The 14,291-nt window shown below is 48.9% G+C and carries 14 protein-coding genes; all 14 read right to left on the bottom strand.

Annotation, left to right across the window (positions count from 1 at the left end):
• Nucleotides 1-118: 118 nt before the first annotated feature.
• The 14 genes from C6P39_RS11100 to C6P39_RS11040 all read right to left on the bottom strand — a co-directional run bounded on the left by C6P39_RS11100 (nucleotide 119) and on the right by C6P39_RS11040 (nucleotide 14,262).
• Entirely contained in the window at nucleotides 119-1,414 is a 1,296-nt protein-coding gene (locus tag C6P39_RS11100) for an ABC transporter substrate-binding protein (protein WP_095174911.1), read from the bottom strand.
• An 80-nt stretch (nucleotides 1,415-1,494) separates the two neighbouring features.
• Nucleotides 1,495-2,334: a carbohydrate ABC transporter permease gene (locus tag C6P39_RS11095; protein WP_095174912.1), complete on the bottom strand. Its 840-nt coding sequence runs from the start codon at nucleotides 2,332-2,334 to the stop codon at nucleotides 1,495-1,497.
• Nucleotides 2,334-3,224: a carbohydrate ABC transporter permease gene (locus C6P39_RS11090; protein WP_095174913.1), complete on the bottom strand. Its 891-nt coding sequence runs from the start codon at nucleotides 3,222-3,224 to the stop codon at nucleotides 2,334-2,336. Before C6P39_RS11090 ends, C6P39_RS11095 begins: the two co-directional genes overlap by 1 nt.
• A gap of 16 nt (nucleotides 3,225-3,240) precedes the next feature.
• Entirely contained in the window at nucleotides 3,241-6,423 is a 3,183-nt protein-coding gene (locus C6P39_RS11085; RefSeq protein WP_104803828.1) for a glycoside hydrolase family 2 TIM barrel-domain containing protein, read from the bottom strand.
• Nucleotides 6,424-6,528: 105 nt separating this feature from the next.
• Entirely contained in the window at nucleotides 6,529-7,593 is a 1,065-nt protein-coding gene (locus tag C6P39_RS11080) for a LacI family DNA-binding transcriptional regulator (protein ID WP_104803827.1), read from the bottom strand.
• A gap of 399 nt (nucleotides 7,594-7,992) precedes the next feature.
• Nucleotides 7,993-9,018, bottom strand: a complete 1,026-nt coding sequence (locus tag C6P39_RS11075; protein ID WP_104803826.1) for an SIS domain-containing protein — start codon at nucleotides 9,016-9,018, stop codon at nucleotides 7,993-7,995.
• A 64-nt stretch (nucleotides 9,019-9,082) separates the two neighbouring features.
• A complete protein-coding gene (locus tag C6P39_RS11070; RefSeq protein ID WP_104803825.1) occupies nucleotides 9,083-9,802 on the bottom strand; it encodes a GntR family transcriptional regulator in 720 nt (239 codons plus the stop codon).
• A 1-nt stretch (nucleotide 9,803) separates the two neighbouring features.
• Nucleotides 9,804-10,583 carry a fructoselysine 6-kinase gene (frlD, locus tag C6P39_RS11065; protein WP_104803824.1) on the bottom strand — a complete coding sequence of 260 codons (780 nt, stop codon included), beginning with the start codon at nucleotides 10,581-10,583 and terminating at the stop codon, nucleotides 9,804-9,806.
• A gap of 10 nt (nucleotides 10,584-10,593) precedes the next feature.
• Entirely contained in the window at nucleotides 10,594-10,728 is a 135-nt protein-coding gene (locus C6P39_RS28165) for a hypothetical protein (protein WP_278277969.1), read from the bottom strand.
• A complete protein-coding gene (locus tag C6P39_RS11060; RefSeq protein WP_095174919.1) occupies nucleotides 10,725-11,435 on the bottom strand; it encodes a GntR family transcriptional regulator in 711 nt (236 codons plus the stop codon). The genes C6P39_RS28165 and C6P39_RS11060 overlap by 4 nt, the downstream gene beginning before the upstream one ends.
• A 264-nt stretch (nucleotides 11,436-11,699) precedes the next feature.
• Nucleotides 11,700-12,401 carry a hypothetical protein gene (locus C6P39_RS11055; RefSeq protein WP_104803823.1) on the bottom strand — a complete coding sequence of 234 codons (702 nt, stop codon included), beginning with the start codon at nucleotides 12,399-12,401 and terminating at the stop codon, nucleotides 11,700-11,702.
• A complete protein-coding gene (locus tag C6P39_RS11050) occupies nucleotides 12,398-12,742 on the bottom strand; it encodes a PadR family transcriptional regulator (protein WP_242987015.1) in 345 nt (114 codons plus the stop codon). Before C6P39_RS11050 ends, C6P39_RS11055 begins: the two co-directional genes overlap by 4 nt.
• A gap of 149 nt (nucleotides 12,743-12,891) precedes the next feature.
• A complete protein-coding gene (locus tag C6P39_RS11045) occupies nucleotides 12,892-13,110 on the bottom strand; it encodes a hypothetical protein (protein WP_147737739.1) in 219 nt (72 codons plus the stop codon).
• Between the two features lie 201 nt (nucleotides 13,111-13,311).
• Entirely contained in the window at nucleotides 13,312-14,262 is a 951-nt protein-coding gene (locus tag C6P39_RS11040; protein WP_095174923.1) for a sigma-70 family RNA polymerase sigma factor, read from the bottom strand.
• Nucleotides 14,263-14,291: the final 29 nt, after the last annotated feature.

Genomic DNA, 14,291 nt, shown 5'->3' with positions numbered 1-14,291 from the left:
ATATGCTTCAGACACCCGTTTCGCAATGTTCTATTTATGGTAACTATCCAGTAGGTCTGCGCATTCACTGCCGCAAAGATACTGAGCAGTTACTGATCATGCATTACTCTCTGTGCTGCTATTTTCCGAATTTGGCTTTCATTTCCTCCTGTTCCGCATTCAGAACCTCTGTGGGGTCACCATTGTTCAGCATGACTTTTGCCATGGAGTTCTTGGACATCTCCAGCGCCTCCGCAAAGTTGGCAGTGTAATTTACCTGGGGAACTGTCTTGCCTATCTCAGTAAACAAGTCAAAGATCTGCTGTCCTCCGAAGAAATCGTCGCCCTCTTTGAACACGTCAGACTCCAGAGCTTTCAGGTAAGAGGGATACAGTCCGTAATTCTGGAATCCTTCCACATTGGCGTCCACATCCTCCATAACGAATTTTACAAATGCCTTGGCAGCCTCCGCGCTCTTGCTGGCTGAGGGGACTGCCAGGACAGAACCGCCGTTGGATGCGCCCTGGGCCTCCTGGTCTGCCTGGAATTTCGGGAGGGGCATAACCGCCCACTTGCCGTCCTGGTCAGGAACTGCATCTTTGATGGAACCGACCATCCATACTGCATCCGCAATACACGCGAACTTGTCTGCGCCCATGCCTGCCACCATATCATCCCAGGAGGAATTGTTGAACGTAATGCCTGCGTCGTACATTTTCTTGCAGGTCTCCATGGCCTGGATGGAAGCCTCGGAATTTACCTGGGTATTGCCGTCCTTGTCAAAATAGAAACCGCCGCCCTCCATCATGAGGAGCCTGTAAGTGGTATCATTTCTGGATTCTGCCATGCAGAGCATATCAGCGCCCGTCTTTTCCTTCAATACTTTTCCTGCTTCAATGAAATCATCCCAGGTTACAATGTCTTCTGCCTTGATCCCTGCCTGCTCGAACAGGTCACTTCTGTAGAACATGCCGCAGGGGCCGGAATCCCAGGGATATGCAATGACTTTTCCGTCAACGGTGCACTCTGACATTTTAATGGGGAAGAAATCGTCAGGATTGATCATATCCGTGAACTCCTCAAATTTTCCGGGGAACTTTTCTCCGAATTTTGCCATCTGCTCGCCCTCAATGGAGACAATATCCGGAAGACCGATACCGGACTGCAGGCAGGTGGTCATCTTCTGATACACCTGGTCCACGCCCATCTCCTCAAAATTAAAGGTTACATCCGGGTTCTCCTCCTGGAATTTTTCTGACCACTCTTCTAAATGGGCCAGTGCCACGTCCCAGCTCCAAATCGTGATCTCCCCGGAAAGTCCTCCTTCCTTGTCACCGGAAGCCTCTTTGCCGGCTCCCCCGCCTCCGCCGCAGGCTGTCAGGGACAATGCCATCACTGCTGCTGTTACCAATGCTGCTGCTTGTTTCTTTTTCATGTTGATATCCTCCTTAAGATTTTTATATAAGGTAAACGGTTCAGTACCTTCACAGTTACGGGCAAAAATCCATACCCGCTCTACTCCTTCACCGCTCCGCCCATAACACCTGCCACGAACTGTTTCTGGAATACCAGAAAGATGATCATGATAGGCAGGACCGCACAGACTGTTGCCAGCATGATCACACCGTAGTCTTTTCTCCACGCCACCCCGTCCAGCATAGCCAGAGCTACCGGGAAATTATACATGGATTTTGTACTGAGGATGATCAAAGGCCACATAAAGTTGTTCCACATACTCATAAACATATAGATCCCGAGCGCACCCACCGCAGGTTTCTGGGAGGGAAGCACAACCTTCAAAAAAATGCCGATCTCCCCGCAGCCGTCTATTCTGGCCGCCTCGATCAGGGAGGTTGGAAATGCCAGCATATTCTGCCGCATCAGGAAGATACCAAAGGCCCCCGCAAGACCGGGAAGCACCACTGCCTGATACGTGTTGGCCCAGCCGATGTTATTCATCAGCGTGAACAGCGGCACATACATGACCTGGGCGGGGATCATCATGGTTATCATGATCAGGCCGAACAGCAGGCCCTTTCCTTTGAATTCAAACTTTGCCAGCGCATATCCCGCCATGGAATGCAGCACAATGGCAAGGGCTGTGTAGCTTACTGTCATAATGGTGGAATTCGTAAGTATCCGCACAAGGTCCATCTTTTTGTTCAGGTTTGCGAAGTTTTCTGCCAGATGGGAACCAAAAAACAGTTTGGGCGCCGCACTTAGGATTTCCGCATTGGTGTTCGTGGCGGACACGAACATGAAATAAAAGGGAAACAGGGAGATCAGTGCCGCAATGGTCAGGAACACATAGGTGAAAACCTTGCGTCCGCTTATTTTCTTTCCTGTTGATTTCACTAATTGTCACCTCCGTTAGTAGCCTTGAACTGGACAAAGGACAGTATGCCTATGATGATCACCAGGGCATAACTGAGTGCCGCCGCATACCCGAATTTGTAGTAGGAAAATCCGGTGTTGTACAGATAATGCCCAATGGTTATGGTGGCATTGTCCGGCCCTCCTTTTGTCAATACAAAAGACTCGTCAAACAACTGCAGGGTTCCGATGGTGGAGGTGATACTTACAAAGAGGATAATGGATTTTACCATGGGAACCGTGATCCGGAAAAATTTCTGCAGGAAGGATGCCCCGTCCATATCCGCTGACTCATACAGCTCTGTGGGGATCCCCTTCAGGCCCGCGATCATGATGATGGTGTTATATCCGGTCCATCTCCAGGTAATGCCCATAATGACAACCGCCCTGGCGCCCCACACGGAGTTCAGCCAGTCCACACCGCTCCAGCCTATAGACCGGAGAAGATGGTTTACCAGACCAAAATCCGTATTGAACAGCAGCTTAAAGATCATGGCATAGGCAACTAAGGCCGTAACAGACGGTAAGAACACGCTGATCCGGTAACATGTCCTGAATTTCAGGAAATTTTCCTCCACCAGAACGCCCAGTACCAGGGAGAGGATCACCATAACGGGTACCTGGATCGCCAGATAAATAAAAGTATTTCCCAGGGACTTCCAGAATACCGGGTCCTGAAACATAGTCACATAATTGTTAAAACCGCAGAACAGGTACTCCCCGCCCTCAAAATCATAGAAACTCAGCCCCAGGGATTTTATTACCGGATAGACCATGAACACCCCGAACAGGACTATCATTGGCAGTAAAAATATGTACGGCGCTGTTTTTTTGTTTACAAAGTTCTTTCTTTTTTCTTTTCCCCCAGCCATCTCTTGCCTTCCTTTCTTACCTTCTCCTGTATTGCTCCGCCTGCTCTGTAAGCGTCTCCCGCCCGGCCCCGAAAATCTTCCAGGTAAACGTAAACGGTTCCGGATACAGCCTGTCTTTTTCCAGACATTCAGCCCCCCAGCTTGCGCTTCCGAGACCATGTTGTGCATAGTCAACAGACAATTGGATATGTTCTGTCCTGTGAAGCTCATTTGTGTGGGCAGCCTGTGTCAGATCTTCCTGGGTGTAATGCAGGGCGCCAAAGGAGAATACTTCCTCAGATGCTATGCAGATCCCATTTCCCGCCTCGGTCACAAAAGCAGCCCAGCGGGTGTCCTCGTGGTTTCCCGTCTCCTGGGGCACCACGTAGGGAAAGTAAAAGTCCTCCACCTGTTTCTCCCAGCAGCCCACCGGATTGCCCTCTTTGCAGTCCGGATATGTCTCCAGAGGCCCTCTTCCGTACCAGACCGCCTGTTCGCAGGCTTTATCCAGCACAAACCGCATACCGATCCGGGGGAAACTCTCCGGGAGCTGTACACCGGTGGGCACTCCATCGTATCTCATGGTTATGAGGCCGTCTGAAGTGACGCGGTATTCTGCCTTTACAATGACTTTCCAGTCAACAGTAATGGGTGCGTATATCTGCGAAACAGATATGACGACTTCCTGCTCCCGCTCCTCCACTGACACTTTTTCCACAAGGTTAGTCATGGCTTTCAGCATGGCTTTTTCCCAGATTTCTGCCACATTCTTATCATTGTCAACCGGTGCTCTCCAGAAGTTAAGGCCAAGACCCTTCCGGATCAGGCGTTCCCCATTTAAAATATAACCGCTTAAATATCCGTGGACCCGGTCAAACAAAACGGTGAAATCACGGCCTTCTATATAGATGGTTCCGCATTTTTCTGTCACGCGCAGTCCTGCCTCTTCCCCGGTGGGATGGCCCTTTGCCCAGCTTTCGCCCTCCATACCGGAATTCCCGCACTTTAGGGTATCCCCGGAATCTGACAATGCCGCCTGTTTTGCCTCATTGATGCACTCCTGATGGAATGCCGCTTCGTAATGCGCCTCCTCGGACCATTCCTGCTTTTCTTTAAAGCATACCGTGATCGTCAGCCAGATATCCTGTTCCTTGGTCCAGTTACCGGCCTTTGCGGGATCGTATAACACAATGCGTCTGCTCTCCTGCGGGGCGATCCCGGTCATGTCTGCCTTACCCTCCAGCAAAATACCCTGCAGTGTATGGACTTTGAATGTGCCCTCCAGATGGGATAAGTCTGTAAAATCATATTTATTGTGAACTGTGATTTCTCCTGTATCTTTATCAAATCCAGTGAATCTTACAGGCTCCATCACTTTTTTTACCTGTAAGATACTGGGAGTGGGCCTTCTGTCTGCCCGGATCAGACCGTCACAGCAAAACGCACCGCTGTTTGGATAATCCCCGTAATCTCCGCCGTATGTATAATAGCCTCTGCCGTCCCTATCATATTTTTTGATCCCGTGGTCGATCCATTCCCAGATAAAACCGCCCTGCAGTCTGGGATACCGCTCAAAGATCTCCCAGTATTCCTTTAATCCGCCGGGACCGTTTCCCATGGCGTGGGCATATTCACATACCACATGAGGTTTCTTCTTCGTGGTGTCTCTTCCTAGGTCCTCCAGGGCCTTATGCCTGGTATACATGGTGCTGTACACATCTGCTATGGAAGCATCCCTGTCTTCCTCATAATGGACCAGCCGGGTGGGATCATACCCCTTTATAAACCTTCCGCTGGCTACAAAGCTGCTCCCGAACCCCGATTCATTTCCCAGCGACCAGAACAGGATACTGGGATGGTTCTTATCTCTTCTCACCATGCGTTCCGCCCGGTCTACATAGCTTTTTTCCCAGAGGGTATCCTCACTGATCCGGTTCATGTTTTTGGTATATGCCATCTGGTTGCATTCCAGGTCAGCTTCCTCCATCACATAAAATCCAAGGCGGTCACACATGTCCAGAAAATCCGGATGGGACGGATAATGGGAGGTGCGCACTGCATTGATGTTGTTCTGCTTCATCAGATACAGATCCGCCAGCATGTCCTCTTTTGTAATACACCTTCCTGTATCTTCATTCCAGTCGTGCCTGTTTACGCCTTTCAGTTTGATAGCCTCTCCGTTTACCAGGAACAGGCCGTCCTTCAGACAAATGTTTCTGAAACCGGTCCATTCACCGTAGTATTCCAGAACTTCTCCCTGTCTCTTTAAGGTGATGACCACCCGGTACAGATTGGGCTGCTCCGCCGACCAGGGACGTATGCCCTCCAGCACCGTCTCCGTCAAATACTCTGTTTCACCTTTTTTGCTGCATATCTCCCGGGTGTCCTTAAAAATGACCCGTCCTCCATCAAGCAGTTCCGTCTCTATGGTGAGCGCCGTCTCATCCTCCGTATGGTTTTCCAATACTGCTTCCAGCCGAAACTTTCCTTTTGTCCCTTCTGCCTGAAGAGTACAGGCATCCTGCTGTTCCAAAACCAGATCGGATGTAATACGGCAGTCCAGCATATGCTGCTTTGGTCTCTGTATCAGGGAAACATCCCTGATGATTCCGGCAAACCACCACATGTCCTGGTTTTCCAGATAACTGCCGTCACAGAATTTATAGACGATCACTGCCAGCACATTGTCCCCGTCCCGCAATGCCTCTGTCACATCAAACTCAGCTGTGTTGCGGGAACCTTGGCTGTATCCTATGAAGATGCCGTTAAGCCATACATGGTAAGCACTCTCCACGCCGTCAAACCGCAGGATATATTCCCTGTCCTTCTGTTTCTCCTCCCGGAACGCATGGCGGTAAACTCCGGTGGGGTTATCCGCCTGTATGCCCGGATCATCCAGGATCGGAAATAGCGCCACTGCGTCATTGTAATGAGGCGAACCATAACCATTAAGCTGCCAGTGCCCGGGAACCGGCATGGTGCCAAACTTTCGGTCATCATAAGTTTCCTGCACGCACGCGTCAGGAACATAAAACGGTGATTCATAATAAGCAAATTTCCACTGTCCGTTCAGCAGACGGAAATTGGGGCATTCCTCCCTTCTTCCCCGCCTGGCTGATTCCCTGTCCGGATAACCGCAATAAAACGGTCTGACCGGAAGCCGGTTCCTGCCAAGGACTTCTATATTGCTCCAATCCATGTGTCTGTATAAGTATTCCATATTTTCCCCCTTTTTTTATTCCCGCGAGCAACGAGCCAAGCAGCCATGCTTGCATGGATATTTGGCGACTGCCGCGAGAGTCAAATACCCCGCAGCTCCGCCGCGTTACAAGATTGATGCCCCGTCAGCTTGCTGCGGGGTCTTTGACTCAGGGCAGCTTTCCCTGAGAATCAATTGATTTGGTACGATAATCTTCAATCCCTGTTCCCTGTCGGTCCAGAGGCATTCCATCAGCGTCTTGGCCGCCATCATTCCGATCAGGTCATTGTGCAGCTTCACGGTGGAAAGTGCCGGTGTTACAAAGGACGCTGCCTGGTCATCGTTGCAGCCGATGATCGCCACGTCACCCGGAACGGATATCTTCTCCTCCTCCAGGGCTTTCAAAAATCCGATGGCCATGGTATCATTCTCCACAAATACAGCCCTGGGAAGCCTTCCCCGCCGGATGATCTCCTTTCCCAGCCTGTATCCAAACTGGGTGTGATTGGACTGGGCAAGGTAAATATATCTTTCGTCATATTTCTCCAGACTTTTCATGATCTGGCGAAAGTACAGAAACCGTTCATCCCTGTGAAGCTTCCCATTGACTTCCAGCCCGTAGGTCCCCATATACCCAATGGTGTCAAACCCTTTTTTCAGGAACAGGTCTGTGGCTTTTTTTACAGCCTGCTTAAAATCATTTACCACACAGTCGGCTGTAAGTAACTCATCTCTTAGCTGGAAATCCGCACATACCACCGGCAGCCCGGAATCCAGAACCGCCCGCCTGAATGCCTTCTTCTGATACCAGAGTATGGAGTACCCCACAAAGACCAGTCCCTGATAACCGGATATCCTCGGTGCGATGGCATCCAGCATAGGCTCAAACACTTCTTTTACTTTGAACCCGTTCTTTTCCAGCTCCATTTTTATGTTCATGCGGATGACCTGATAAAATCTGTCTTCCACTTCCTCTTCCTCGCCGTACAGGAGCATAATACCTATGGTTCCTCTTGTACCCTGAATGGCTGAATATTCAAAACATTTGTTGTATCCCAGCTCACCTGCTGCCTCCAGGATCCTCTCCCTTGTCTTCTGAGAGACGGAAAATGTAGAGTCATTTTTCAGAACCCTGGATACGGATGCTGCAGATACCCCGGCTCTCTGGGCGACATCCCGTATTGTAGCCATATCCCCACCTCTTAATCAACTTCACGCGTACGGTCCGGTACTCCCATTTACAGACAGCAGTCCAGGCAGGACCACTTTCCGCGTCCTCCCAAAGGAACGTGCCTGCAGTAAACATGCCGTCCTGCTGAATGGTCATCTCAACGGTTACGTTGTTTAGTTAATATATTTATTATTTAGTAAATTTATTTGTATTCCTTACATCCTCACAATACTTGAAATAATAGAATTTGTCAACAATACATTTGGGATTTTTCTGCTTAAATTGTACATATCGGATATTTTTATAACTTTTATATAAATTTATACCCCTTATATTTAGTAAATCTATATAAAAGAATAGGGCTGTTTTCGTCTAAAAACAGCCCTGCGCCTCTATGATTAGTAAATTTATTTACTATATTAATACTCCACGACACCGTAATATCTGCGGTCATCCGGATTGTGGTCCCTCACCACGGAAAAATAGTAACAGAACCATTCCAGAGGTACAAACATTACAAAAGGTGCCAGATCCGCATGGAGTCCCATGGCAAAATCCGCATAGTCCAGTACGATGGCCGTTCCCTTCCATCGTTCCACAAACTGAAGCGCCCTCTGTGTGATCGCCCTGGATGAGTCTGTGGGCAGTAAAAATAAAAACGGAACACCGGATTCCACGATTTCCAGAGGGCCGTGACGGAATTCACCGGCCTGTATCACGGCGCCGTGGGACCAGAGAAATTCCATGCCGGTAATGACGCCTTCCTTATAAGCAAGAGGTACCATAGAGCTGGCGGATACAGTGTAAAATCCTTTCAGGTTCCGAAGTGGTTTTATCATTTCCAAGGCCTTCTCCTCAAAGTGCTCAATATGATACCCAAGCACCTCCGGCAGGAGTTTCATATCAGACAGTATCTTTTCCATGACTTCTGTGCTCTCCCCGCGTTCCAGGGCTATGCGGGCGATCAGGGTATAAAGTGCGGCAAGCTGGCACTCCCACATAGCCTCCGCATGGTAATCCACCACATAGTCCGCCTCCATTCCCAGGGGATTGTCCTCCCTCTGATCGCACACTCCGACTGTCATGATCCCCTGTTTCTTGGCTTTTCTGAGTCCTTCTACGATCTCCTCTGTTGTTCCCGACTGGGATATAAAGACTGCCAGCATGTTTTTATTCCCGTAGACAGGCATGGAGTCTATAAACTCCCATCCTGTGTATGCATTCACTGCCAGGGTCGTATATTTATCCGCCAGGTATTTTGCCGTGCTTCCGGCAGCGCTGGAGCTGCCGCAGCCGATAAAGCAGATGCGCTCAACCCGGTTTTCTTTTATGCATTCCAATATAGGCGCTGTCTTAGCATCCACTACTTCCAAAAAATCTGCCACCTCTTTTTTCATATCTGCTGTCACTAAAAAATGAACCTCTTCTTTGTTTAATCTTAACATGCTCTTTCTTCCTTTCTCTTTTTTCTATCATGCCCGGAGTAAGCCGTATATCTCCCTGCTGCTCCTACGGCTGCTTCAGTTCTATTTCCAGTTTCACCTTATCTGTCCTCATATAAGCCCTGCAGTATTCCACCACCCTTCCCTGCCTGTCATATGTCTGGAACGTAAAGAGAAAAACATTGCTTCCCTCCGGTATTTCAAGCCATTTTGCCTCTTTTTTCCCCGCTTTTACGATGGTCACTTCCTGTCTGGACTCATGAAGCTCCACGCCCCTCTGTTCCATGATCTCATAGAGGGAAGAAGCTTCCGGATTGCAGGAGTGTACCTCTCCCAGAATATCTGCGGGGACATAAGTATATTCCACGGACACGGGAAGGTTATCGCCCAGGCGGAGACGCACGATTTCATGTACGCCCCGGCCCACTGTCTGTTCCTCCATATCTGAATACAGAGGCGCACAGGACAGCATTCTCCATGCCAGGATCCTGCTGCCCGCCTTTCTTCCCTGTTCCTTCATGGTCTGGGTAAATCCGCAGAGGCGGCACACATCTCCTTTTCTTGGCACAGAGGATGCAAAGGTGCCGGCCCCCTGTTTTCTCTGTATAAGGCCTTCACTCTCCAGAATGGCAAGCGCCCGCCGCACAGTCAGACGGTTTACATAAAATTCTTTCGCCAATTCCCGCTCTGAAGGGATTTTGCTGCCCAGCGGATATTCCCTGTTTTCTATTTTCTTTCGTATCACCCCTGCTATACGGGGGTACACGAAGCGATCGCCGCCCCCCATATTACCAGGCCCCGAAATGGCCGATCGTAAGGGCCGCTTTTTCTGCCCCGGTCTCCATACAGTTTTTCAGTGGTTCCCCCTCCAGGGCTTTGCTTAAAAATCCGGCAATATAGGAGTCTCCCGCTCCAAGGGTGTCCACCACATTTGTGCCTGAAATACCACCGGTGACAAACTCTTTTCCGTCATAGGCCACACTGCCGTTTTCCCCCAATGTGGCGGTGACTAGGCCTGCCCCTTGTTCCTTCACACGTTTCAGAAGATCTCTGGTAAAGGCATTGTCCTTCTCACAGGAAAAAAAGGCATAGTCAATATAGGGGGCTAATTTTTCTATTTTTGCCTCCCCGTACTTATTTGAAAAATCGTAGGAGACTTTTACTTCAGGCGGCAGTTTGCCAAGACAGGCATCGCATTGCCCCCAGACCGCCATGTGTACGCAGTCAAAGCCCGCCAGATACCGCAGGTCCCCACCGGACAGTTGAAACCCCTCCATAACATTCAGGAAATCCTCCCCGAATTTTCTGTCACCGTCCAGAAGTTCTATGTATGTAACAGCGGTTTTTCCCTCTTTTCTCTGCATACGGACAGTTTCCACGCCCTGCTCTTTCAGCTTTTCCTGCATCATGTCCCCAAAAGTATCTGTCCCGATCCATCCCAGATATGCGGTATCCATACCCAGCTGCCGCCCGTAGACAGCAACATTTACTGCATTTCCGCCGGGATAGGCCCATCCCTGCCTCTCATAAAAATCCACGCAGTTATCACCGATCGCTGCCAGTCTCATATTCTTCCTCCTAACTGTTCTGCACCTTCACAGCCGCCGGCAAATCTCCATGCACGATCGCCTTGGGCGATGGGATTTTTGCCTGGCTGCCGAACGCCTTCTTATAGTCAGCGCAGTACACGCGCAGACCCACTGCATCGTTCATGCCTCCATCCTTAAAATACTGGTGAACCTGCATCTGTCACCTCTTGTAAGAGAGCAGGCATACTCCACTTTATGTCCATCCTGATCAAATGCCCGCATTTCCATCACTGCCAGCGCATCCCCCCGGCTGCATTTCAGAAGCTTTGCCTCCTCCTCGTCGGCCGCCCTCACCGTCATGGTCTGTTTCCCCTGTATCAGGTGGATCCGGTATTCTTCTTCCAAAAGACGGTACAGAGAGCCACCCAGCGGCTTACTTTCCAGTTCCGGAACAAGATAAGCGGGAATGTGGGAGATTTCCAAGGCTGCTGTCTCCCGGTCCACTTCGCGGAGACGGACAATCTCTGTGATATCCGCCCAGGGAGGCAGACCGAATTCCTCTGCCAGTGTATATCCCGCCGGAATCACACGGCAGGACAGCACTTTCGTGGTCACTGTACTTCCATTTTGCTGTGCCATCTCGGAAAAAGATTCAAAACGTTCCATATTTCTGAGTATCTTCCTCTTTGCCGCGAATGTGCCCACGCCTTTTACACTGTACACAATCCCTTCCTCCTTCAGACGTTCCAGCGCAGCCCGCACAGTTCCTTTCTGTACACCGAACTGTTCTGCCAGTTCCTCATTAGAGGGAAGCCGTTCTCCTTCTTTTATGTGGGCGCTCTCTATGTACGCCCTGATCCTGTCTGACAGATAAAACCTGTCACGGTGCATGAGATCCCTCCTTCACTATGTATACCAATTATGTGTTTCTCTATACTGCAGACTATACACAAAAAAGAGGAACACAGCAAGAGCAGACGAAAAATATAGTGGATCTGCATAGTAAATGGGATTTTACTTACCTATATAAATGGGTGTTGGGAAATTTAGATAATATTTTTTGAGATGGTAAAAGAATTTACTTTAGAGTTGAGTGGGGGCCGCTATGTCATATGCCAGCGGCCCCCTGTATGGTCTTTTAGATAATGATCACTCTTACTTCACATCCTTATTTTTTAATTGTTTTATCCTTAAAATCAGTATTCCTATGGGCAGCGCCAATTCTATCAGCATTAAAAATGCCGGAAAATTGTACTCCCAGGTCATCTCCCAGTATTGGAAATTATCCCAAAAACCAATGATCCAGGTCCCTGCCCCAATAATGCCTAAAACCGAAGCGATCACCGGTAATACCAGACCGGTTTTTCCCCTGCCTTTTCTTTTCATGTATAGATAGACATCTATACATCCCAGAGCAAAGCCGCCTGAAATCATCCAATTTCCCAGTTTTGGAACGCTGTTATAAGCCACAAAAACCGAGGTTGGCCCATCTGCGCCGCCTATGATCGTAACAGGACTTCGTAAATACGAATCCATAAATTCGTTGATGTACATATCTGTTACCAACTCATATGCCGTATAGACCGACACTAAGATTGCCAGAAATAAAAACAGAAACCGCATCAGGCTGGCCTCCGTCTGCGTCCCAACCCCCAGTTCTCCATTGAATCTGTCCGCCACTTCCTTTGGACTTCCGATCTCCTCCAGAATATCATCTACCGACTGCCCGGCTTCCATCCTCGCATGGATGTCGGTTCCCAAATCCGCATTGATCCTGACTTTCATTTTGAGAGGTACCTTCAGCTTCCGCTCCACTGCATTTACATATTTTTTAATCTTTTTCTGATCCTCTGTCATTGATCTCCCTCCCCGCATATATGTGAGATACAGTTTTGAAACTCCATCCAAAGATTCCTGTATTCCCTGTATGTCTCACTGCCTTTTTCCGTGATGGTATAATATTTCTTGGGAGCTGTCCGCCCTTCCCCATTCTGCCAAAATGACTCAATCAGTCCGCTGTCCTCCAGGCGGTAGAGAACAGGATACAAAGTGCCCTCCTTCAAATTAAAAAAGCCTTCCCCCCGCTGTTCCAACTGCTGGATGATCTCATAACCGTACGTGCTTTTCTCTTCCACTAACCTGAGCACCACCATATCCAAAACACCTTTTTTTAACTGCTGTGCAAACTTATTATCCATGTCCACCTCCTTCTTTTCCATAATACTTAGTATTACTAAACACTAGTATATACTACTATATAGGGATATGTCAACTAGCGGAGTCTTCACCAGAGCGTGCAGATTGTCGGAATAAATTTTCAGACACGCTCCGGTGTTCCCCCATTCTTTTATCCGTTATATTTTTTCTTCACCATTCTGGCTGCCAGAAATAATAGCAAGCCGGGCAAAAGGAATTCAAGTCCCCTGACGATCACGAAAACATAGAATGGCGCGGAATAAGTCATCTCATTGTATTCATAAAAATCCGCCCCTACTCTAACACAGAATCCTATGACCAGCAAAAAGACAGCACCATAGAACAGTTTATAGATATTTTTCCTGTCCAAACCCCGTTCCTCCATTCAATCTTCTTCCATATATGAAGTATAACAAACCCTTTGATAAAAAGATATAGCCAGTATTGTTAAGACTATTATCCCGAGGCAGCCAGCGCCATATGGGGCAGAATGCTCCATATCTGTGCATCGCGAAGCGTGTTACTGGACAGGATTACAGGATGAGATCAGCCGGACAGCTTAATCCTTTTCCTACTCCAGATAATCACTCATCCTCTGGACATCCTTCCTGGCTCTCAGCTTTCTCAGAGCCTTTACCTCTATCTGGCGGATCCGCTCCCTTGTCACATGGTAGATCTGTCCCACCTCTTCCAGGGTCCAGACCCTTCCGTCCACGAATCCGAAACGCAGGCGCAGCACATTCTGCTCCCGCTCTGAGAGGCATGACAGCACATCATCCATCTCACTGCGGAGGATTTTGGCTGTTGTTACCTCAAATTGTTCCGGTGCAGCCTTATCTGAGATAAAGTTCATAAGAGATGTTTCCTCCTCATCTCCCACGGGCGTTTCCAAAGAGATGGTATCTCCAAAATACGTCAATACTTCCTCCACCTTCTCCCTTGGCATGGATAATCTCCGGGCCAGTATTTCGGCTCCCGGTTCTTCCCCGTTCTCACTGACATACTTTCTGGATTCCCGGCGGATTTGATTCATGGTTTCTGCCATATGTACCGGGATTCTGATGTTCTTGGACTTATCCGCAATGGCTCTGGTAATAGCCTGCCGGATCCACCACATAGCATAAGTACTGAACTTGTATCCCCTTTTATAATCAAAGCCCTCCGCTGCACGCATCAGCCCCAGATTTCCCTCCTGGATCAAATCCAAAAGAGGCATACCACATCCCGAATAACGCCGGGCCACACTAACTACAAGACGGAGATTTGCATTCACCAATTCTTCTTTTGCTTTACTGTCTCCCTCCTCAATCCTCTTTGCAGTCTCTGTTTCCTGGACGGCATCCAACAAAGAAAACTTTCCAATTTCTTTTAAATATGCTTTTACCGAATCACCGGAAAACATGTCATCCGGCGTTTCATCTTCAAACAAATCTGTTTCATCCCCAGGGAGGGCCTCTGTCTCCGTATCCTGCAGCACAGCTGATTTGGCTGCTTCCTCCTCTTCCATCCACACGACCTCCATATTTCTACCTTCTCCTCTGTAATGCGATC

Origin of the sequence: Blautia marasmi (genome assembly GCF_900258535.1) — a bacterium.
Classification (GTDB): domain Bacteria; phylum Bacillota; class Clostridia; order Lachnospirales; family Lachnospiraceae; genus Blautia; species Blautia hominis.
This window is presented reverse-complemented; position numbering and strand designations above follow the sequence as displayed.